This is a genomic window from Acetivibrio ethanolgignens (genome assembly GCF_001461035.1).
In the GTDB taxonomy this organism is placed as follows: Bacteria; Bacillota; Clostridia; order Lachnospirales; family Lachnospiraceae; genus Velocimicrobium; species Velocimicrobium ethanolgignens.
Window position 1 is genome coordinate 1 of record NZ_LNAM01000160.1, and the last position, 23,000, is coordinate 23,000.

Genomic DNA, 23,000 nt, shown 5'->3' on the forward strand with positions numbered 1-23,000 from the left:
CAAGCCAAAACCAAGATGTATGGAAAATCCTGGAAGTGGCAGGATACTTAAATATAATCCTGCATTTTTTAAATTTCAACTTTCTAAACCTGGCAATAATAAGAAAAAGCTATACCGCAGTCAATAAAAAACGCTGTATTGACACCGAAGCGACACCGAAACAGACCGTTATTATAAAAAGGAAGGGCAGGGAATACTTAAATCTGAAAAATGTAAGAAAATAATAAGTTGCCCGGAATAGGAAACCATGATACTATAAAGGTATGGATGGAGGGATGTTATGTTAGCAAATATTTCTTATAAGGTATCTGCTTTTGTAAATTTTTCAAATTTAGAGGCAGAGCCGAAAACAGTGATTGATATTTTACAGGAATTCAGTGATTACAATATGATGCCAGCGGTGGCAGATGCTTTTGAGTTCGGGAATATGCAAACACCGAAGCTTGCTTTTGCCTTGGAGCGAAATCAGAAAAAAATCATGATATTCAATGATAGAATTGATCTTCTGAGTATCGCAAGTACAGAGGGCGGTTTTACAGCAGAGGAGGTAAAGCAGATGACAGCGGAGGCAGCTGATATTATGGGAAGGCTGTTTCAAAAATATGAAAGAAAGGCCTACCGCCTGGCTGTCTATAAAGAATATATGCTATTTAAGCTGACGAAGGAGGAAAGCAGTACCTTTGTAAAGGAAAAGTTTGGCTATATTCCATATTATAGAGGTTCAGATATTGTTGAGTGCAGCAGCAGAGTAGTAGCACGGGAAAATATCGAAGTGCAGGCGGGAAGCCAGGAGCTGTGCAATATGATCACGCTAATTAACCGGGTGAATTTTGAACGGATGGAAGGCTTACAGACGGTTATGATGGATGGCTTTAAGCTGGATTTTGACTTGAATACCTTCCAGGAAAATGTAGTCCCGCGGTTTGAGAAGGACACGATTATAAGCTTTTGCCAGAAAATGAACGAAAAATCAGAGCTTTTGGTGAAACAGATTATAGGTGAGTGATTTTATGAGTGAAAAGGAAAAAAACAGCTGGGCAGTCTTTTTTAAAGAGAATCCGGAAAATGATGGAAATGAGGAAAGGCTACTTACTTATTGGATTAATTTTAACCGGCCGGAGACAGAGGCGATAAAAAAGGCAGCAGAGGCTTTTGCAAGAAACTGCAGTGAAACAGAGGCCGCAGTTGAAAAAACGCCGATGTGGAGTATAAAAAATCAAGCCGTAACGACAAAAATACTTCCTTTTTTCCCACAGGAGAAACGGCGGAAAGCAGAGGATCAGAAGGTATATATAATAAGCCTTTTGAAAAATGACATTTATGATCCGGGTACAGTTACGGAGCTTCAGCTTTATGTGGAAAACCAGCTGAAAATAGATAAGGAAAAGACCCAGTCTGTTTTACAGAGCATTTATCTGGAGGAGTTTGAGCATACCTCATTGTTTGTAAATTTGCTACAGGTGATTTCGCAGATTGAATATAAGATGATAGAGCCAGCAGGACCGATTATGGCCCTGGCGGCAACCAGACACTGGGATTGTGAGGTGCGGGAATACGGCCTTCGCTGTTATGAAAACTGGGAGGATCCGGCGTGCCTTTCTGTACTGAAAGCCCTTTATTTTGAGGAAAAATGGCTACAGAATTATCTGGAGATGCTGATAGCAGATTTTGAAGAAGGTGAGTAAATTGGCATTTTACATAAGAAAAATATCACCGGCAAAGTGGCCGCAAAAAGGGGAAGCTACGGCGGTTTGTGATGTCAGGGCAGATGCGGTCACAGGAGATCTCAGGACGACGCAGGATACCATTTCCTTGTGGAGAATAGATTCCATGGAGGAGCTAGACCAGGCGGTACTGGCTCTGGCAAGTGGTGGAGACAAGGCAGTGACCTATAATGTCCTTACGATTCCGGAAGAAACACTTTTAAAATATGGGTTTACCTTGGCCGAAACCGATGGAAATACTCCAGTGGATGGCCTCGCAAAAACACATCGGGATGTCATTGGAGTTAATTATGGCAGTATTGGAAAATTTGCCCAGTTAATTATGGAAGCTATTAATGCAGATAAATTGTGTACCATAACAAAAAAGCAGGTAAAAAGCTTGATTGTAAAGGCCTATAAAAATGGAGAAATCAATCGGGATAAGCTGAAGGAACGTATGCGGGAGGAGATAGAGGAAGAGCTAAAAAAGGAGATTGGGTAAATTCTTTCTTTTCTTTTATAGAAAAGTGTGTTAAAATAAATAGTCAGCAAGAGAGAATACATTGGATAGAGAGGTACGACAAGTGAGCAGGCAGATGCAAAAAAAGAAAAGCGGTAAGCCTTCAGGCGGAAATTATACATTGCTACCGATTTTGTTTGTAATGTGTATTGTTCCGCTGATTATGCGTCTATATATATATGATTCCGGGCTGGAGCAGTATCCATGGTTCCCTGACCGGAGTGAGGAAATTGATATCTTCTTATATTATAAGGGAGTTGCACTGGTGGCGGCGGCACTGGTTATGGCAGCAGTTCTTTGCTATACCCTTTATAAAAACAGCAGGAAAACTGCAGAACTGGAGCGGCTTAAGCAGGCAAAGTGGCTGATACCACTAGCGGTTTTTGCATTTTTGACATTATTGTCCACGCTGTTTTCCAAATACCGCAGCTACGGTTTTTCCGGTATCTATGAGCAGTTTGAGTCTGTATGGGTAGTGTTGGCCTACTGCATTGTGGCAGTTTATACTTATTATTTTGTAAAAACAAAGGAAGATGTTGACATATTACAGAAGGGCCTGTTTGCAGTGCTGGCGATTCTTGGAATTATCGGAATTACACAGCTTTTGGGACATGATATCTGGGAGTCTGCTTTTGGAAAAAGCCTTTATGTGCCTTCTAAATATGCAGCCCTTAAGGAGCAGCTTTCCTTTAATTTTTCCGGAAGCGGCAACCACCAGGTATATTTGACCTTCTACAATCCAAATTATGTTGGTGTATTTGCAGCCCTGATTCTGCCAGTCAGTATTATGCTGTGCGTTGGTAACAGAAAGTGGCAGAAAAAACTGGCATGGGGCATTATTTCTATTGTAGTTTTCCTGTGTGCACTGGGCTCTGGTTCAAAGGCATTTTTACTGTCCTTGATAGCTACAGCATTGCTTGGAATTATTATTTATGGAAGAAAGATGATAAAATATGTGCCGATTATATTGATGTACGGCCTGACCATTCTCTATGTGGGCAGCGTTTACATGAACTATGTCAATGTAGATGTAGTCCAGTATGTAAAAAATGCATTAACCCCAACCGAGAATGTCTATGCAGTTGAGGACTTTACAGTTGAGTCAGACTATGTTACATTAAAATACAATGGTACTGGGATTTCCATGCTGTGCGAGCCTGGAAGTGACGGAGCACCGTATTTCAAGGCTTGGGATGAGGCTGGCACAGAGCTTGCCTTTACCATGGACGAAAATAATATTGTACATTTTACTGATGAAAGATTTTCAGCAATTACAGTCACTATATATGGCGGGTATGGCAATTATCCTTACATCGCAGAAATCAGTGCTGCAGGACATCGCTACGGCTTTGCCAAGGGCAGTAATGGCTACAGCTATATGAACTTTGCTTACAAAGCAGATGACATGATAAAGGCAGATGCAGCCGTATTTACAGACAGCGATGGGCTTTTTACCGGTCGTGGCTACATCTGGTCCAGAACGATACCACTGCTGAAGGACAGTTTTCTTCTGGGAACGGGGGCTGATAGTTTCGCTTTGGTATTTCCACAGAATGATTATGTAGCCCGTATCAACGCCGGCTATCAGGATCAGATTATGACGAAACCACACAGTATGTATCTGCAAATGGCAGTGCAGTATGGAGTGGTAGCAGCTCTTTGTTTCTTAGCCCTGGCAGTTATGTATGTGCTACAGACCATCAAGCTCTGCTGGAAATCCAACTTCAAGGATAAATACAGCTGTCTAGCCCTCGGCATTCTGATGGGTATTACCGGCTATGGAATTCTTGGCATTTCCAATGACTCCTGTGTAGCATTGGCTCCCCTGGCCTGGGTGATTCTGGGGCTTGGATTTGCAGTAAACCAGTTGGTAAAGAAGGATTTGGAAGAAAGAGAAGATTAGCAGGCGAGAGAGACAGAGAAGGAGAAAGTGGCTGTAGTCGAATAAGCTGGAATTGGGAATTTGTTATTTGAAATTATGGGATAAATAAGAATGATATAAGTGGTTCAAGCGGGGACTTGAGATAGTAGATATAGAATGGAGGAAACTGCTTGAACTTCTAAATAGAATAAATTTAGATAAGTTATTATAATAAAATATTTAGAAAAATGTGTTATAGGTTACTTACTAATTTGCCATTAGTGTAATTAGACTGTAGCTGAAATTCTCAGATTGGAGGATTAGCATGAAAAAATGGATAAAGCTGTATGGAGTGCATATTGGCATTTGTGTTGTTGCAATTGTAATCGCTTTTGTAGTAAACACCAAAACAAATATGGAGCGTTTGCATGCTTATACAGTGTCGGAACCGGTTTATACCATCTTAAAAGAAGTTACATCGATTAGTGAAGAAAATGGAAGCCTTACATTAACTGGGTGGGGCTTTGATACAAATATTTATAACGAAAACAGTAGATGTGAATTGATTCTGCAGGATACAGAAACAGGCGAAGCACTGTGGCCAAAGATGGAGAAAAATCCAGCACCAGTACAAATAGCAGAACGATATACTGATGGTGAAGACTATTCAGGGGCTTCCTTTGAAGGAAGCTTGAAGAAAAACAAAATGGACCCAGATAGTGTATATGAAATTCTCATCCGTTATACAACAGACTATGTTGATGAAAATGGAAATGAACAACAATATGTAAGAACTGTTACAACAGATGAATTTCTTTATCAGGAGCAAATGACAGAGTATAATCCAAAGACCTTTGTGGCACCTGAGATTGCTGGAACTGAGTTGGAAAAAGAACTGGAAGAGGCTAGGCTGTTTCATTATTTCTCGGAGGGAATGTGGATTTATTATAATGCAGAGAATTTATATTATATAGTGGACAAAACAATTCTGGAAGATGGAAAAGGCACTTCCTTTCCGGTTTTATGGTTTGTAAGAAATATAGAAGATTTGCCAGAAGCAAATAGAGAATATGGTTTTGGAAATAATGCCTTTTACATATGGGAGAATGAAGTTGTTTACACAGATATTGTGGATTACAGGGTATGGAAAACAGCAATGCCTTCTGATAAGGTAGTAAGTATCGGAACAGGACTTTACAATGACGGAGAAAGTTCCTGGATATTAAATACAAAAGAGCAAATAGGAGATATGTCATATGGGCAATAAGGAGCATATATTTTTAGCATCTCCACATATGAGTGAAGAGGGGTATGAGCAGGAATATATAAAGGAAGCTTTTGATACAAATTGGATTGCACCGTTAGGTAAAAATGTAACGGAGTTTGAGAAGGAAATGGAAGAAAAAACCGGAGCAAAAAAGGCAGTAGCATTGTCTTCTGGAACAGCAGCAATTCATATGGCTCTGAAGGCTATTGGAGTAAAGGAAGGAGATATTATATTTTGTCAATCCTTGACCTTTGCAGCAACAGCAAATCCAATTATATATGAGAAGGCAATACCAGTATTTATTGATAGTGAAGAAGAAACATGGAATATGAGTCCAGCTGCGTTACAGATGGCCTTTGAAAAATATGAGAAGATGGGAAGGCTGCCGAAAGCAGTTATTGTTGTTCACTTATATGGGATCAGTGCCCAAATAGAAAAGATAGCAGATATTTGCAGGAAATATAAAGTAGCATTGGTCGAAGATGCAGCGGAAAGTCTGGGAACTCTTTACAAGGGAAAATATACGGGAACCTTTGGGGATTATGGAATTATCAGCTTCAATGGAAATAAGATTATTACAACTTCTGGCGGGGGAATGCTATTTATTAATACAAAAGATGCAGAAAAAAAAGCAAAGAAAGTACTTTTCTGGGCCACCCAGGCAAGAGAACAAGCTCTATGGTATCAGCATGAAGAAATCGGATACAACTATCGTATGAGCAATATTGTTGCAGGAATTGGAAGAGGACAATTAAAGATTTTAGATAAAAGGGTAGAAAAAAAGAGATATATTTATGACTTCTATGAAAGAAAGCTTGGGAAAATAACAGGCTTTCATATGATGCCTAAGGAGAGAGAAATGGATTCCAGAAATAATTGCTGGTTGACTGCTGTGCAGCTGTCAGGTGAGAGAAAGCGGCCGTTTGAAATAATAGAAGCTTTTAAGGAAAGTGATATAGAAAGCAGGCCAATATGGAAACCATTGCATCTTCAGCCGGTATTTAACCATTGTGATTTTATTACTGAGGTTGAAAAACAGAAGATCGTAGATGAAAAAACGGGAGCAGATAGCAGTGTGGCAGGAAATATTTTCTGCAATGGGTTATGTCTTCCGTCAGATACAAAAATGACAGATGATGATCTGGAAAGAGTATGTAAAGTATTACTTGTAGAATAGCAGAGGAATGCAATGAACCGATTTTATAGAAGATATGGCAAACGAATTCTGGATATTTTATTTTCAGGAATGGCACTGGTTGTATTGGCTCCAGTGCTGGTAATTGTGGCTATCCTGGTAAGGCTTAATTTGGGGAAACCTGTACTTTTCAAACAAGCAAGACCGGGATTTCATGAAAAAATATTTTATATTTATAAGTTTCGCACTATGAAGGATACGAAGGGAAAAGACGGAAAACTGCTGGAGGATGAAAAACGTTTGACTAAATTTGGAAAAGTCTTACGGGCAACCAGTTTAGATGAATTGCCAGAGTTGTGGAATATTTTAAAAGGAGATATGAGTATTGTAGGGCCAAGGCCTTTATTAGTAGAATATCTTCCTCTTTATAATGTAGAACAAAGAAAAAGACACAGTGTAAGGCCGGGACTGACTGGCTTAGCACAGATAAATGGAAGAAATATCCTAAGCTGGGAAGAGCGGTTTGCTTATGATGCTGAATATGTTGAAAATATAAATTTGTATTTGGATTGTAGGATTATATGGAAAACTTTGCAAAAGGTAGTGCAGAGGGAAGGAATACATTCTGAGACTTCTGCTACGATGGAAGATTTTAAGGGAAATGTATGAAAACACCATATTTTATTATTGATGAATCAGAACTGGAAAAAAATATTGTAAAGCTGGAAAATGCATTAAATCAATACTGGAGTAACTGTATTATAGGTTATTCTTTCAAAACAAATGCGTTGCCTTATTTACTGGGTTATATGCGTAATAGAGGTATTTATGCCGAGGTGGTGTCAGAGAATGAATTTTATTTGGCACATAAATTGGGATTTAAAACAGAAGATATTATTTATAATGGGCCTGTAAAGGGAAAAGAAAGCTTTTTAAAGGGATTGGAGGCCGGAGCGATTGTAAACATTGATTCTAATCAGGAAATTGTCTGGCTGCAGGAATTAAAGCCAGATAAGGATTACAGTATTGGCATCCGGGTGAATTTTGATTTGGAAAAGTATTGTCCTGGGGAAACCAGTGGAGGAAATGAAGGCAGCCGGTTTGGCTTTTGCTATGAAAATGGCGAATTAAAAGCTGTGATAGAAAAGCTACAGAGAATGGAGCATATAAAAATTGCTGGAATACATCTTCATAACAGTACAAAGACAAGAAGTGTAAATGTATATAAAAAAATTGCCAGAATGGCTTGTGAAATAGAACAGAAATTTTATTTAAATTTAAAATATGTAGATATTGGTGGAGGCTTTTTTGGAGGACTGGAGAATAAGCCGCAATTCGATGAATACATTAGGGTTATTTCTGAGGAATTAAAAAAGAGTTTTTCCGATAAGAGTACAAAATTGATTGTAGAACCTGGAACATCGATTATTTCTTCTCCAGTGGATTTTGTGACAAGCGTATTAGATGTAAAGAGAACCACAAGAAACAATTTTCTTGTAACAGATGGAAGCCGCATTAATATAGATCCTTTAATGAGGAAAAAGGGATATTTTTGGGAAGTTGAATATGGAAACCAAGAGCATAGAGAAATAATACCTAAACAGATAGTAAGTGGGTTTACTTGTATGGAAAATGATCGTCTGTTTAAACTCGAAAACGAAAAAGAACTTCAAGCAGGTGATAGGATTATATATAAAAAAGTTGGTGCTTATACAATGTGCTTAACTCCGCTATTTATTCAATATTTTCCTTCTGTTTATTGGAAAAATCAAAATGGAATTATTTGTGTAAGAGAAAGTTGGACAGAAGAGAATTACATACAAAATTCTGTCTGGGAGGATCAATAAAGTGAACATTTTAATTTTAAGCTGTGGGACCAGAAATAAGATTATTGAGTATTTTAAAAGAGAACTTCCAGAAGGAAGTCGAGTGATAGCGACTGATTGCAGTGGACTGGCACCAGCATTATATGAGGCAGATGGGTATTATTTAGTTTCGCCTATCAAAGAAGCCGGATATGTGGATGAAATCATAAGTATATGTGAAAAAGAACATATTAATGCAGTATTTTCCCTGATAGATCCGGAACTTACACTTTTAGCAGAAAATAAGAAAAGGTTTTTAGATAAGGGAATTATCCCAATCGTTTCAGATTATGATGTAATTGATATTTGTTTTGATAAGTACAAGATGTTTGAATTTTGTTATCAAAATAAAATACCAACCGTGCTTACATATAAAAATTTTTTGGATTTTTGGGAAGCATATGAGAAAAAAGAGGCAGAATTTCCTGTTTTTGTAAAGCCAAGATGTGGAAGCTGTAGTATGGAAGCACAGAAGGTTGGCTCTATAGAAAAGTTAAAGCTATTGTGTGAGCAAAATCCAGAGCTCATTATCCAGGAATGCATAGAAGGAATAGAGATTGGTGCAGATGTTTATATTGATTTGCTGAGTGAAGAGACAGTTTCTATATTCACAAAACAAAAGCTTTTAATGCGTGCAGGAGAAACGGATAAATCTGTATCTATAAAGGATAGCTATTTATTTGAGCTGATTGAAGAATTTGTAAAAAAGCTTGGAGCAGTCGGCCATATAGATATTGATATTTTTAAAAAGGAAAACAGGTATTTTATTTCAGAAGTAAATCCACGTTTTGGAGGCGGTTATCCACATGCGTATGAGTGTGGAGTAAACTTTCCAGAATATATAATAAATAATCTCAGTGGAATAGAGAATAAAAAAATGATAGGAAACTATGAAGCGGGAATTTATATGATGAAGTATTTGGATGTAAAGGTTGCTTCTGACCTGAGGAAAACCAGATGAAAACAATATGGATTATGAATCATTATGCAACGGATACCTTCTTTGATCGTGGAGGAAGGCATTATTATTTTGCAAAATATTTAATAAAAAAAGGGTATGATGTAACCATTTTCTGTGCGTCTACAGTGCATAATACAGATAAAAATATAGATACAGGAGAAAAGAAATATAAGGAAGATACGGTAGACGGAATACCTTATGTTTTTGTAAAAACGCCATCTTATCAGGGAAATGGAATTAGCAGAATAAAAAATATGATAAGTTTTTATATTCAACTGTTTCCAGTTACAAAGAAATTTATCAAGAAAAATAAAAGACCAGATATAATATTAGCTTCTAGTGTGCATCCGCTAACATTGTTAGCAGGAATATGGATAGGGAAAAGATTACAGGTTCCCTGCGTATGTGAGTTGAGAGATTTATGGCCGGAAGCTATTGTAAAATTTAGTAATTTATCAAAAAAAAATTTAATAATACAATTTTTATATCGAATGGAAAAATGGATTTATAAAAAAGCAGATGCTCTGATTTTTACTATGGCAGGAGGAAAACAGTATATTAAGGAGCAGGGATGGACAAAAGATATTACACCTCAAAAAATTTACTATATTAATAATGGAGTGGATTTAGACACATTTGAATATAATAAAGAACATTTCCAGATCTGTGAAAAAGATTTAGATAATGAAAAAATTTTTAAAGTGCTTTATGCAGGGTCAATACGAAAAGTAAACAATTTAGGAATGATTGTTGAATGTGCCAGAGAGTTAGAGAAAAAAGAACCCAAAATTAAATTTTTGATTTGGGGGGATGGGGACGAAAGAGAAGAGTTAAAAAGAAAATGTAAAGAATTGCAACTTAATAATATTATTTTTAAAGGAAAAGTTGAGAAAAAATACATTCCTTATATTCTGTCTAAAGCAGATATTAATCTATTGCATTGGCAGAAAACAGATTTGAATCGATACGGATGTAGCTTGAATAAATTATTTGAATATCTGGCAGCGAAGAGAATAATTGTATCAGATGTAAAAATGGGATATGACTTGCTGGAAGAATATCAGTGTGGTATTGTGACAGAAAAACAAAATGAAGAAGAACTGCAGAAAGCAATTTTAAAATGCTTTTTTATGACAGAAGAGGAAAGGTCTGTATATTTAAGTAATATGCAAAAATGCATAGAAAATTATGATTTTAAAGTATTAACGGATAAACTGGAAAAAATTTTAAAAGATACGGAGAGAAGAAAATGAAAGCACAGCTCTTAAAAAAAATTGAAGAAAAAACAATCAAGGTAGGCGTCGTAGGTCTTGGCTATGTAGGGCTTCCCCTTGCAGTAGAAAAGGCAAAGGCAGGTTTTAAAACCGTTGGCTTTGACGTGCAGTCGGCTAAAGTAGATATGGTAAACCAGGGAGAAAACTATATCGGTGATGTGGTGGACAGTGAGCTGAAGCATCTGGTAGAAAGCGGTATGATGTCAGCAACTTCAGATTTTAGTTTTATTCGGGATGTGGATTTTATTGCAATCTGTGTTCCGACCCCATTGGATGAGCACCAGCAACCGGATATCAGTTGCGTAAAAAGTTCTACGGAGGCAATTTCTAAATATTTAAAGAAAAATACGATGGTAGTGTTGGAGTCTACGACCTATCCGGGGACAACGGAAGAGTTGATTAAGCCTATCTTAGAGGAAGGTTCCGGGTTAAAGTGCGGCGAAGACTTCTATCTTGGATTTTCCCCAGAGCGGGTTGATCCTGGCAATTTAATCTATAAGACAAAGAATACACCAAAAGTTGTGGGTGCGATTGGAAAGGATGCGACAGAAGTCATTGCTGCCATGTACCGTGCAGTTTTGGAGGGAGATGTCCATGAGGTTTCCTCTCCGGCAGTAGCGGAAATGGAAAAGATTCTTGAAAATACCTACCGTAATGTCAATATTGGTTTAGTGAATGAATTGACAATGCTCTGCAATCGGATGGGCATTAATTTCTGGGAGGTAGTGGATGCTGCGAAAACAAAGCCCTATGGTTTCCAGGCATTTTATCCGGGCCCAGGCTTAGGCGGACACTGTATTCCTCTTGACCCTTATTATTTATCCTGGAAAGCAAGGGAGTATGGATTCCATACTTCCATGATTGAAAGCTCCATGATGGTAAATGACCGGATGCCGGAATACTGTGTGGAACGGGCAGGCAAGATTTTAAACCGTTTTCAGAAGGCATTGAATGGCTCCAGGGTTCTTGTCCTCGGCGTGGCATATAAGCAGGATATTGATGATTATCGCGAAAGCCCGGCTATCCGTGTGATCGAGGTATTAAACCGGGAGGGAGCTAAGGTGGATTATTACGATCCTTGGGTGGCTTCCTATAAGGAGCATGGACAGGTTGTAACTGGATTAAAGGAAATCAGCCCGGAGATCGTAAAAGGGTATGATTTGGTTATGGTGACAACGGCTCATACGAATGTAGATTATCCGATGATACAGGAAAATGCAGTGGCAGTATTTGATACCAAGAATGTCATGAAGCAGATTAAGAACAGAGAAAATATTGAAGTATTATAGAATAGAGGAAACAAAATGAGATATGCATTAATTGGCTGTGGAAGGATTTCTACAAACCATATCAAAGCAGCAGTAAATAACCGGCTGGAAATTGCAGCCGTTTGTGATATTTTGCCGGAGCATAGGGAAGCAGTTCTGGAAAAGCACGGGTTACATACGGATCCCGATATCAAACGGTATACGGATTATAAACAGATGATTGAAGAGGTAAAGCCGGAGCTTGTAAGTATTGCTACAGAAAGCGGTTTACATGGAGAAATTGCCCTTTATTGCATTGAAAAGGGCGTCCATGTGATCATAGAAAAGCCGATGGCCATGTCCTTAGAAGAGGCAGACCGGATTATTTCGTTATCGGAGAAAAAAGAGGTCAAGGTAGCTGCCTGCCATCAGAACCGTTTTAATATCGCAGTGCAGGAAATGAGGCAGGCACTGGAAGCAGGGCGGTTTGGAAAGCTGTCCCATGGCTCTGTTCATGTACGCTGGAATCGGAATCAGGAGTATTATACCCAGGCACCATGGCGGGGTACTTGGGCACAGGATGGCGGGGCACTGATGAACCAGTGTATCCATGGAATAGACTTGCTCCGCTGGATGATGGGAGATGAGGTGGAAAGCGTGTATGGAGTGACAAAACAGCAGTTCCATCACTATCTGGAGGCGGAGGATCTTGGAATGGCGGTAGTGAAATTTAAGAATGGAGCAGTAGCTACCATTGAAGGAACAACCAATGTATATCCACAGAATCTGGAGGAAACCCTTTACTTGTTTGGGGAAAAGGGAACAGTGAAGTTGGGTGGTAAATCCACGAATAACATTGATGTCTGGGACTTTGCAGATGAGACAGAAAAAGATAAGAAAAATAAGGGATTAGAGGAAGCTACCAGCAACGTCTATGGAAATGGGCATACCAGTCTTTTTGCAGATATGGTACAGGCGATCAAAGAGGACAGACAGCCTTATGTTGATGCCTATGCTGGAAGAAGGGCTTTGGAGCTGGTACTGGCTATTTATAAAAGTCAGAAGACAGGAGAAGTGGTAAGGTTTCCGGTAACCGGGTTTGCCAGTATGGATATGCAGGGAGAATTTTAATGGAGCAGGATAAAGTACTGATTTATGGAATTAACCAGCAGGCACAGCAGCTGTTTTATTTACTTTCTGAGGACAGAGCGGCAGAAACTTGTGGTTTTGTAGTGGACGAGGGATATAAAAAAGAGGATTGGTTACTGGGAAAAAAGGTATATGAATTTGAAGAAATGAAAAAATTGTTTTCAGCGGAAGAGTATCAGATCGTATTGTCCTTTGGTTATAAAAATATGGTAAAAAACAGAGAAGAGAAATTTTTAAAATGCAAGAAAAACGGATATCGTTTGTTTACTTATATTAGTAAAAAGGCAATGGTTTATGCCGAAGCTGTAGGCGAGGGAAGTATTATTTATCCTGGGGTTTTTCTGGCACCTTTTACAAAGGTTGGAGAGGGATGCTTTTTGGAAAACGGGGTTTCTATTGCCCATCATAGCTGTTGTGGAAGCTTTTGCTTTTTTGCACCAAACGCAGTTGTTTGTGGAGGGACCGAAATAGGAGATTATTGTTTTCTGGGAGCTAATTCTGTAGTAACAAATGGTTTGAAGCTTTCAAAGAGAACGCTGGTTTCAGCCGGAGCGAAGCTTTCTAAGGATACGGTGGAGGGAAGTGTGTGTTTTCCTGCCATAGGAAAGATCACAACAGAAAGAGTACCGGAAGAATATACTTTAAGAAGAAAGAAACAAGAAAAAGAGGATGAAGAAATAATGGGACAAATTTTAAATGGTTATAAAAATTTCGGGGGGGGTATGTAATACTTTACTTGTTAAGTTGCCTGAAAGGAGGGCAGCTTAATGCTAGCACAGCAGAGTAAAGAATATGGAGGTTGTCTTCCTTTAGAAAAAATATGTTTTAATCAGAATCCGTTTTATAACTATCCTCATATTACTTTTAATAGTGGTTGTTCAGCTATTTTAGGAGCAGTAAGAAACTATGGAGCAGATAGCGTGTGGTTACCATACTATTTATGTCCTTCTGTGAAAGAATTTTTAAAAGATCATGGAGTGATTGTTAGAGAGTATTTTTTGACAAAAGACTATATGCCTGAGGTATCAAATATTGAAAAAAGCGAAATGATTTTATGGGTAAATTGGTATGGATGTATGAAAAAAGAAAGTATAAATACCATTAGAAAAAAATATGGAAAACAATTAATTTTCGATAATACACAGGCACTATTTTATGATCCCGATGTTGCAAACTATAGTTGTTACTATGTTTATTCTTGTAGAAAATTTTTAGGGGTACCGGAAGGAGCCTATTTGGTACAAAAGGAGATAAGAGGAATTGAAGAGCAAAGGGGATTTTTTGAAGCTGATTGGAGGTATTTGTGTGAAGCTTTAGATCAAGGTTCCAATTCACAATATAGTCATTATAAAGAAAATGAGAAAAAGATAGAAGAGCATTTTTGTGATATGAGTTATTTGACAAAGGAATATTTAAAAGCAGTACCGTGGGAACAGATTAAAGAAAAGCGAAAAAATAATTTTGACTTTCTTCATCAGAAATTAAGTCATAAGAATGGTTTAAAAGTAGATTTTACTTCGCAGAGTGCTTTTATGTATCCATTTATGATAGAAAAGGAAGGTCTAAGGGAGCATCTTATTGAAAACAAGATTTATGTACCAATGTGGTGGAAGCATTTACTACGATTGGAAGATATATCAAAAGTAGAATATCATTGGGCCCAATATATCGTACCCGTACCTATTGACCAAAGATATAAGGAAACGGATATGCAGAAGATAGCAGAAGTTATTTTAAGATTTTTGGAGAGAAAAGATGTGGAAAATTAAGAAATGTATACTAGAAAAACTGGATGGATTTATTTTTAATTTTTTACAAAAAAACAGTGAGATTATGCCGAAGAGATTTTGCAAGATGATTGCTTATTACTATACAGACGCAAGAATCAGAAAATTGTATTGGAAACGATTAAATGTGCATATGGGAGAAGGAACGTATTCTAATCTGGGAATGATAGCAGTGAATAGTCCTAAAACAGAGATACGAATTGGAAAAAATGTTTCGATTGCTCCCTATGTTACATTTGTTGGAGAGTCAGATGCAAACAATGGAGAGAAAATATTGCAGGTACCTTATTTAGAAAGAATAAGAAAATCAGAAAGAATTATTGTTGAAGATGAGGTTTGGATTGGAGCAAATGTGACAATTTTACCTGGGGTACATATTGGAACGTGTGCGGTGATTGGAGCAGGTAGTGTTGTAACAAAGGATGTAGACAGTTATAGTATCTGGGCAGGAGTACCAGCGAAAAAAATCAGGGATATTTTATATGAGGAATCAGATGATGAAAGAAAATAAAGAAAAATATGTAGAATTTTGTAAGACCACCTATGTACCGATTTATTCCAAGCCCTGGTGGATGGATGCCGTATGTGGGGAGGAGAATTGGAATGTGTGGCTGTATGAGAAAAATGAAGTAGTAGTTGCAGCTATGCCTTATTATATGGAAAAAAGAAATAATTATAATTATATTACCAAAGCCCCGCTGACTCAAAATAATGGAATTATCTTTCAGTATCCGGAGGGAGCAAAGGATTTGGCAAAAGCTAAATTTGAAGAAGAAGTTATTAATTCAGCGTGTTGTTTCATAGAGGGATTAGGAGTTGATGTATATGAACAGCAGTATCAAACGGAATTTACAAATTGGCTTCCTTTTTTCTGGAATCAGTATCAAGAAATTACAAGATATACCTATCAGATAGGAAACACATCTGATTTGGATGCAATATGGGAAAGTTTTGCAGGAAATAGAAGAAAAAAGATAAAGAAGGGATTAAAAAATGCAGTATATGAAGAAATCAGAGATGTAAAGCTCTTTTATGAGGAGCATGAGAAAATATTCCGCAAACAGAATTTGCGGTGTCCATTTAGTTATGATTTATGGCTAAGGCTGGTAAAGGGTTGCCAAGAGCATGGAAGCTGCCAGATGATGGTGGCAAAAACGGAAGAAGGAAAGATTGCAAGCTTATCTTTTCTAGTTTGGGATGAAAAAAAGCTGTATCGTTTGCTTGGAGGAGGAATCCCGGAATATCAGAATTTAGATACCTATAGTGCAATGACATGGATGGAAATACAGTTAGCACATGAAAAAGGGCTGATTTATGATTTTGAAGGTTCTGTTATAAAAAGGATTTCAAAATCAAATGCAGAGTATGGGGCAGTACCAAAACCATATTTCAGGATCCGAAAGGTATTTAATCCGGAAATTATGAGAATGGAAACAGAAAAGAGGATAGAGGATCAGAGAAAATAAGGGAGAAAAGAGAATGAAAACTAAGAAGATTTGCCATCTTACCAGTGTTCACCCAAGATATGATAGCAGGATTTTGTATCGGGAATGTGTTTCTTTAGCAGAAAATGGATATGAAGTATGCTTATTAGTCAATGATATTGGGAAAAAAGAAAATTATCGAGGAGTAAAGATACTTACAACGAATACACAATATAACAATCGAGTCAAAAGAATGTGTTTTGGCGTAAAGAAAATTTATGATTTGGCAAAAAAAGTAGATGCGGAAATTTACCATTTACATGACCCAGAACTCCTTCTGATTGCACCATTTTTGAAAAGAAAAGGAAAAAAAGTTGTTTTTGATAGCCATGAAACATATAATTTGCAAATACGGGAAAAAGAATATATCCCATTAGTTTTCAGAAAAATATTGGCAAGGGTTTATTGGCTGATAGAAACTGTAATTATTAAAAAAATAGATGCTGTTATCTGTCCGGGAACGGTATTAGGAAAGAATCCATTTAAAGGCAGGACAAAAAGGGTTGCTTATATTAATAATGTTCCAAGGCTGGAAGAACTTGAAGTAGAGATAACGGATGTAAATACAAAAGAAGAAAATGCGATATGTTATGTGGGAAGCCTGACTGTTGACAGAGGAATAACTAATCTGGTAAAGGCAGCATATCAGGCAAATGTGACATTATATTTGGCAGGAAAATTTTCATCGGATGCTTATGAGCAGGAACTTATGGAAATGGAAGAGTACAAGGCTGTGAAGTATTTGGGATTTTTGGATCGTAGAGAGATTTATGATTTATATTCTAAAGTATGTATCGGAATGTGTACTCTATTACCGGTAGGGCAGTACAATAAGGGAGATAATCTGCCAACTAAGGTATACGAATATATGGCGGCAGGTTTGCCGGTAATCTTGTCGGATTTTCCATATAATAAAAAGGTGATGGAGAAGTATCAGTTTGGTGAAATAGTTGATCCGGAAGATATTGATGAGATTACAAATAAGATAAAAAAATTACTAAGTGATAAATCGGTGCAGAGGGAAGCAGGAGAAAACGGAAAAAAAATGGTTTTAAAAAAATACAACTGGAGTATAGAGGAAAAGAAATTACTTGAGCTATATGAAGTATTAGTAGGGCAGTAAAGTTTTAGGTAAATTAGTGGAGCGGAAAATATGAAAATAGTAAAAAAAAATATCTTGTGTTCTATTGGTGCAATTCTATACTATTTATTTTTAAAACATCTTTATTTAAATTATATACATAAATTTTGGGACTATTCTGGTTTTTTATATGAGGGAAGGCAAATTAATCCCATTATTTCTATATTATTATTGCTTCCAGCAATTTTGTTTTTAAGTCATGCATCAAAAAAAAAGGAAGTATCTTATCAAGTTGTAACAGTACTTATTATTATAGGTTTTTTCCCGGCATTGGTGATGGCTGAATTTATGAGAACAGAATTTTTTATTTTGTTGCTTGTGTATTACTATTTTTTAATGATTTTGACAGTAGTAATCAAGACAATCCGATTTAAATCTATTAAATTTAGCGGAAGAATAGTGGAACGATTGTTAGTGTGTATTTTTACAAGTGTTACTCTTTATATATGGATTAGGTATGCGAAGATGCATATACAAACGAATATTCTCGATGTTTATGGTCAAAGGGCATTGGTAAGTAGTTTCAGATATTCAAGAATTATTTCATATATATATTCTATGTCTAAACTGGTCATTCCTTTTTTTATAGTATATGAACTTGATAAAAAGCATTATGCTTATTCGTTTATTTTATGGATTATAGGATTTTTGACTTTTTGTATCGATGGATCAAAAGGAATGTTATTTACCATTATAATAGGTGTGATAGCGTATTTTGTAATCAAAAAAATACAGGATTATTTATGGATATTTCCTTATGCTTTATTATTATTAGGCGGAGTTGGAATATTAGAATATAAGTTTATGTCAAAATTGATTACAATATCACTTTTTTTTAGGCGTGTATCTTTTGTACCAGCACAATTAAACTATGATTATTATAATTACTTTAGTATACGGGAAAAGGATTATTTTAGGGGAAGCTTAAGTTTATTGGGAGAATCTCCCTATGATAATATTTCCAAGATAATAGGTGAATTTAATGGATCAGGATCAAGTTGCAATAATGGCTTATTTTCGGATGCTTATCTTAACTTTGGAGGAATCGGTGTAATTATTTTTCCTATTTTAATTGTTTTATTGTTGAAATGTTTGGATGGAGCTGCGTATGGGATAAAAAATGAAGTACTCTTTATTCTCATACTTAAGTTTTCTCTGTCACTCATTTCTTCAGCCTTTTTTACAAATATATTATCGCATGGAATATTTATTATGATAATTATTCTTTATTTATTGAAACGAGAGAAAAGTACCGTATGTGTTAAAGAAAAAGAAAGATTAACAGGATGATGCAGGTATGAAAAATAAAGTAGTAAAATCGATAGGTACGGTATTTGTTCTTTCCCTGATTGCTAAAGCAATAGCTTTTATTAGGACAATTATCCAAGCTTCCTATTTTGGTGCAACTAATTATACAGATGCATTTAATATTGCAAACGGGGTAGCATCTAATATTTTATATATGCTTACGACAGCAATTTCAGTTGCCTTTGTTCCGCTGTATATACAAAAGAAAAATAGATTGGAAAGGAGTGAAGTGAAAAAATTTAGTACTAAAATAGTAACAGTATTATTAATAGGATCAATAGTATTTATTTTGTTTTTGGAATACATGGTACCTATAATAATTAAGGTTGCAGCTCCTACTTATGAGGGAGAACTATATGAAATAACAGTAAACTATTTGAGAGTACTTTTGGTAGGTTATAGTTTTTCTCTATTGGTGTCTTTATATCAAAACTTATTGAATTCGGAAAAGATATATGGATATGCTAATATATCTTCGATCATTAACAGTGTGGTATTAATCGTTATAATAATTAGTTTTGCTGATAGTATTGGAGTTTGGGCATTAGTGTTAGCTGTACTTGTTTCATATTGTGTGCAGTTTCTTGTTTTGTATGCAAAAGGATCTTCATATGCTAAGATTTCTGTTAAATATGGTATTTGGGATTCTGCAGTAAAAATTTTAATGCTACAGGCGGCACCTATTTTACTAAGTCAAGCTACAGTGGAAATAAATCAGGTTGTTGATAAGGCATTGCTTCTGATGGTAGAAGAAGGAGCGGTTACAGCTGTTTCCTATGCAGCAGTTTTGTATCAATTTGTTACAGGGCTTATTAATGTCCCACTTTCAACGGTAATGTTTACTGAACTGTCAGATGCTGTATGTCAGAATAATGAAAAATATGTTAAATTAATTTTAAGTAAAGTATATAAAATAGCATTTATTATCTGTATTCCAATTATGATAACAGTATTTTTTTGTTCTTATGAAATTGTAAGCATTGTGTATGGACATGGAAATTTTTCAGATGTAGCAATTTATCAAACACAAAAAGGGCTTGTAGCTTATATAATATGCATAATACCAGCGACAATCAAAAGTGTACTTACCAGGGCATACTATGCGTATGATGATACGAAAAGGCCAATGATTATTAGTATTTGTGAAGTTTTACTTAATATTACATTATCTGTTCTTTTAGTAAAACCGTTTGGAATTTTAGGGATAGTTGGAGCGACAGCTATTTCAAGCCTTATATTTATGGTTATTTTAATGATTAATTTTAATAAGAAATATGTAGCTGTATTAGATAAAAAATGTGTATATAAATACTATAAAGAGTTTGTAGCAGGTAGTATAAGCTTTTTAATAATGCTGGTAGTATATAATGTGGGAAACAAAAATATTTTTATTGATTTTGGTTTAAAGTCATTATTGATAGCTATTATTTATTTTGTAATATTAATTGCATTGAGGGAAGAGGTAATTATGGATGTGATTAAAAGAATACGAGATGAGAAGAAAGCAAAATTTAAGAAGGAGATATAATTAAGTTATGCTGGATATGGACTTTATTCTATGCTGTTAGTAGAATGGTGAGTTTTTTTTAAGGATAAGAAAAGTCAAAATGAGAATTCCTAATCGAATATTTCATGGTACAATGTGGGTACCGCACTGAAAAAGGATCTCATTATGGCAAAGCACTATGATAAACAATTTAAACTTGATGCAGTTCAATATTATTATGATTATAAGGATTTAGGACTGCAGGGTGTGCTTTAAACTTAGAATCAGGCAGTAGAAATTATTACGCTAGCAGAAGGAACTGTGTGATACAGGTGATATCGAAAGTCGTGGTTTCATAAACTATACTTTTGATGAAGCCAAAGAAATCGCACAATTAAAATGTGAATTACGTAATCACAGGACGCTCTTGAAGCATTAAAAAAACAATTAACATTCTGGGAAAATGACGAAAGCCATTTATCTTGAAGTAACGGAGATGGAAGAAACTATCCATAAGGTTAGACATTGGGTTTCTGTATTCAGAAAATTGAAACATCTTGGCGTTTCCCGCTTCGGTTATCGTGCATGGCAAAATGTGTCATTTCTAATACAGAAAAGAGATGTGAAGCCGTCAAAGCAAAAAAAGATATATATTCCAGAAAAGTCATTGCTTGGACACTTTCAAAAATACTGAAATAATCTTGGTAGCCATTATAATATACCAAGAATACAAATGTGTAACCATAAATATACAGTGAGTTATTCTAAAAAGGCATATCCATGGATAATGCATATATTGAGTCATTTCATTCTCTGATTAAAAGAGAATGGCTAAACCGGTTCAAAATCTGTGATTATATGTCTTCTAATGATTATGAAGAGTTGTATCGCAGGCTTCAGCAGAACGAATTGCAACGGGCAAGTTAAGATGAGGAAAACTTCATTTTAACTTGTACCAAATTTCGACATAGAAGCAGAAAATAAATAAATAAAAAGTTTATGCGGGGAAAAGGCTGGTGAAAATTAAGTGAAGGAATTAGAATATCCTTTTGATAGTGCTTACATATTAAAAAAGAAAAAGGCAATCAAGCGTACTTTGCTGGAAAATGAAAGGACAAGCTTTCTGGAGAAGAAAATAGCCATATTGGGGGGAAGTACAACAGATGACATCAAGGCAGTTTTGGAACTGTTTTTATTGAATTTTGGAATTAAAGCATCCTTTTATGAATCGGAGTATGCTCAGTATTGGCAGGATGTCATGTTTGATAATCAGGAATTGGTAAAGTTTGCTCCGGATTTAATCTATATTCATACAACAGCGAGGAATGTAAGTAGATACCCAGAGGTCAGTGCCTTGGAACAGGAGATATCTGAGCTGTTGGAGGATACAGAGAAGCATTATACCATGATGTGGGATAAAATAGCGGAAACCTATCATTGCCCGATTATCCAGAATAATTTTGAGTTACCCTTTTATCGGCTCTTGGGAAATAAGGATGCGACGGTTTCTTTTGGCAGGGTAAATTTTATCACTGAGTTGAACCGCAGATTTTACAGATATGCTAATACTCACGAAAATTTCTATATCAATGATATAAATTATCTTTCAGCCTGCTATGGAATTCAGAAGTGGGCAGATCCTTTTTACTGGCATATGTACAAGTATGGGCTGGCGGTTCCGGCGATCCCGGAGCTGGCATTTAATATAGCGAATATCATAAAATCCATTTATGGAAAAAACAGGAAGGCTTTTGCGCTGGATTTAGATAATACGCTGTGGGGTGGCATAGTAGGAGATGATGGGGCTGAAAATATTGAAATTGGGCAGGAAACCTCAGTTGGACAAATTTACAGCGAGTTTCAGTCGTACCTAAAGGCTCACAAAGATCTGGGAATTATGCTTAACATTAATTCAAAAAATGATTATGAAAATGCAATCGCAGGACTTAGCCGACCGGATAGTGTTCTCACTCCCGAGGATTTTATTGTTATTAGGGCAAATTGGAATCCAAAGGACAGAAATATCGAAGAAATTTTAAGGGAATTAAATATTGGAGCGGATAGCCTAGTCTTTGTCGATGATAACCCGGCAGAGCGGCATATCGTTTCTTCTCAAATAGAAGGGATTGCCGTGCCGGAGATCCAGACGCCGGAAACTTATATCCGGATTTTAGACCGTTCCGGTTTCTTTGAGGTAACGAGCTTTTCTGAGGATGATGTCAAAAGGAATGCGATGTATAAGGAAAATATGGAACGGAAGCAGCAGGAGGTCAGCTTCTCTGATTATGGCGATTATCTAAGATTTCTGGAAATGAAAGCAGAGATTGGGGCATTTTCACCAATCTATATGTCCCGAATCGCCCAGCTTACGAATAAGAGCAACCAATTTAATTTAACAACAAAACGGTGCAGCCAAAGTGATATTGAGGGGTATGCAAAAGAGGAAGGTTATATTACCCTTTATGGAAAGCTGGAGGATAAGTTCGGGGATAATGGCGTAGTATCCGTGGTTTTCGGACATCAGGAGGAAGCGGTATTCCATATTGATCTGTGGCTTATGAGTTGCCGGGTATTAAAGCGGGATATGGAATTTGCCATGATGGATGTTTTGGTGAAGCGGTGTCAAGAACGTGGTATAGAAAGGCTCATAGGCTATTATTATCCAACGGCGAAAAATAAAATGGTAAAGGATTTCTATGCTTTGCAGGGATTTTCTAGGGTATCGGAAAATGAAAATGGCGATACAGTATGGGAGTTAGATCTAAAGAATGGCTATACAAATAAAAATAAATATATAAAGGTGGTGGACTAA

Annotated in this window: 21 protein-coding genes; all 21 read left to right on the forward strand. The window is 36.4% G+C overall.

All coding sequences use genetic code 11. The features are described from left to right. The first annotated feature begins 280 nt into the window (after positions 1 to 280). Positions 281 to 1,006 carry a hypothetical protein gene (locus ASU35_RS10345; protein WP_058352947.1) on the forward strand — a complete coding sequence of 242 codons (726 nt, stop codon included), beginning with the start codon at positions 281 to 283 and terminating at the stop codon, positions 1,004 to 1,006. A gap of 4 nt (positions 1,007 to 1,010) precedes the next feature. Continuing rightward, positions 1,011 to 1,685: a hypothetical protein gene (locus ASU35_RS10350; RefSeq protein WP_058352948.1), complete on the forward strand. Its 675-nt coding sequence runs from the start codon at positions 1,011 to 1,013 to the stop codon at positions 1,683 to 1,685. 1 nt (position 1,686) lies between these two features. Beyond that, on the forward strand, positions 1,687 to 2,205 hold the full coding sequence (locus tag ASU35_RS10355; RefSeq protein WP_058352949.1) for a hypothetical protein: 519 nt from the start codon (positions 1,687 to 1,689) through the stop codon (positions 2,203 to 2,205). 82 nt (positions 2,206 to 2,287) lie between these two features. Further along, a complete protein-coding gene (locus tag ASU35_RS10360; protein WP_058352950.1) occupies positions 2,288 to 4,126 on the forward strand; it encodes an O-antigen ligase family protein in 1,839 nt (612 codons plus the stop codon). A 283-nt stretch (positions 4,127 to 4,409) separates the two neighbouring features. Continuing rightward, positions 4,410 to 5,351: a hypothetical protein gene (locus ASU35_RS10365; protein WP_058352951.1), complete on the forward strand. Its 942-nt coding sequence runs from the start codon at positions 4,410 to 4,412 to the stop codon at positions 5,349 to 5,351. Next, the gene (locus tag ASU35_RS10370; protein WP_058352952.1) at positions 5,341 to 6,528 is read left to right on the forward strand and encodes an aminotransferase class I/II-fold pyridoxal phosphate-dependent enzyme; all 1,188 of its coding nucleotides are present in this window, start codon (positions 5,341 to 5,343) and stop codon (positions 6,526 to 6,528) included. Before ASU35_RS10365 ends, ASU35_RS10370 begins: the two co-directional genes overlap by 11 nt. Positions 6,529 to 6,540: 12 nt before the next feature. Next, positions 6,541 to 7,155 (forward strand): sugar transferase, encoded by a 615-nt coding sequence (locus ASU35_RS10375; protein ID WP_058352953.1) that lies wholly within the window; start codon positions 6,541 to 6,543, stop codon positions 7,153 to 7,155. Further along, positions 7,152 to 8,333 carry a type III PLP-dependent enzyme domain-containing protein gene (locus ASU35_RS10380; protein WP_058352954.1) on the forward strand — a complete coding sequence of 394 codons (1,182 nt, stop codon included), beginning with the start codon at positions 7,152 to 7,154 and terminating at the stop codon, positions 8,331 to 8,333. Before ASU35_RS10375 ends, ASU35_RS10380 begins: the two co-directional genes overlap by 4 nt. Before the next feature lies 1 nt (position 8,334). Then, positions 8,335 to 9,312 carry an ATP-grasp domain-containing protein gene (locus ASU35_RS10385; protein ID WP_058352955.1) on the forward strand — a complete coding sequence of 326 codons (978 nt, stop codon included), beginning with the start codon at positions 8,335 to 8,337 and terminating at the stop codon, positions 9,310 to 9,312. Then, positions 9,309 to 10,565: a glycosyltransferase family 4 protein gene (locus ASU35_RS10390; protein WP_058352956.1), complete on the forward strand. Its 1,257-nt coding sequence runs from the start codon at positions 9,309 to 9,311 to the stop codon at positions 10,563 to 10,565. The genes ASU35_RS10385 and ASU35_RS10390 overlap by 4 nt, the downstream gene beginning before the upstream one ends. Further along, the gene (locus tag ASU35_RS10395; RefSeq protein ID WP_058352957.1) at positions 10,562 to 11,875 is read left to right on the forward strand and encodes a nucleotide sugar dehydrogenase; all 1,314 of its coding nucleotides are present in this window, start codon (positions 10,562 to 10,564) and stop codon (positions 11,873 to 11,875) included. Before ASU35_RS10390 ends, ASU35_RS10395 begins: the two co-directional genes overlap by 4 nt. Positions 11,876 to 11,890: 15 nt before the next feature. Further along, complete coding sequence (locus ASU35_RS10400; protein WP_058352958.1) at positions 11,891 to 12,964, forward strand: Gfo/Idh/MocA family protein; 1,074 nt, start codon at positions 11,891 to 11,893, stop codon at positions 12,962 to 12,964. Next, a complete protein-coding gene (locus ASU35_RS10405) occupies positions 12,964 to 13,710 on the forward strand; it encodes an acetyltransferase (protein ID WP_058352959.1) in 747 nt (248 codons plus the stop codon). Before ASU35_RS10400 ends, ASU35_RS10405 begins: the two co-directional genes overlap by 1 nt. A gap of 39 nt (positions 13,711 to 13,749) precedes the next feature. Then, positions 13,750 to 14,751: a hypothetical protein gene (locus ASU35_RS10410; protein WP_058352960.1), complete on the forward strand. Its 1,002-nt coding sequence runs from the start codon at positions 13,750 to 13,752 to the stop codon at positions 14,749 to 14,751. Continuing rightward, positions 14,738 to 15,280 carry a DapH/DapD/GlmU-related protein gene (locus ASU35_RS20480; RefSeq protein ID WP_058352961.1) on the forward strand — a complete coding sequence of 181 codons (543 nt, stop codon included), beginning with the start codon at positions 14,738 to 14,740 and terminating at the stop codon, positions 15,278 to 15,280. Before ASU35_RS10410 ends, ASU35_RS20480 begins: the two co-directional genes overlap by 14 nt. After that, positions 15,264 to 16,235: a GNAT family N-acetyltransferase gene (locus ASU35_RS10420; RefSeq protein WP_058352962.1), complete on the forward strand. Its 972-nt coding sequence runs from the start codon at positions 15,264 to 15,266 to the stop codon at positions 16,233 to 16,235. The genes ASU35_RS20480 and ASU35_RS10420 overlap by 17 nt, the downstream gene beginning before the upstream one ends. Before the next feature lie 13 nt (positions 16,236 to 16,248). Next, positions 16,249 to 17,376 (forward strand): glycosyltransferase family 4 protein, encoded by a 1,128-nt coding sequence (locus ASU35_RS10425; protein WP_083504250.1) that lies wholly within the window; start codon positions 16,249 to 16,251, stop codon positions 17,374 to 17,376. Positions 17,377 to 17,406: 30 nt separating this feature from the next. Next, complete coding sequence (locus ASU35_RS10430; RefSeq protein WP_058352963.1) at positions 17,407 to 18,684, forward strand: hypothetical protein; 1,278 nt, start codon at positions 17,407 to 17,409, stop codon at positions 18,682 to 18,684. 7 nt (positions 18,685 to 18,691) lie between these two features. Continuing rightward, entirely contained in the window at positions 18,692 to 20,230 is a 1,539-nt protein-coding gene (gene murJ / locus ASU35_RS10435) for a murein biosynthesis integral membrane protein MurJ (RefSeq protein WP_058352964.1), read from the forward strand. Between the two features lie 738 nt (positions 20,231 to 20,968). Beyond that, the gene (locus tag ASU35_RS20225) at positions 20,969 to 21,115 is read left to right on the forward strand and encodes a hypothetical protein (protein ID WP_242861259.1); all 147 of its coding nucleotides are present in this window, start codon (positions 20,969 to 20,971) and stop codon (positions 21,113 to 21,115) included. A gap of 100 nt (positions 21,116 to 21,215) precedes the next feature. Then, entirely contained in the window at positions 21,216 to 23,000 is a 1,785-nt protein-coding gene (locus tag ASU35_RS10450) for an HAD-IIIC family phosphatase (RefSeq protein ID WP_058352966.1), read from the forward strand.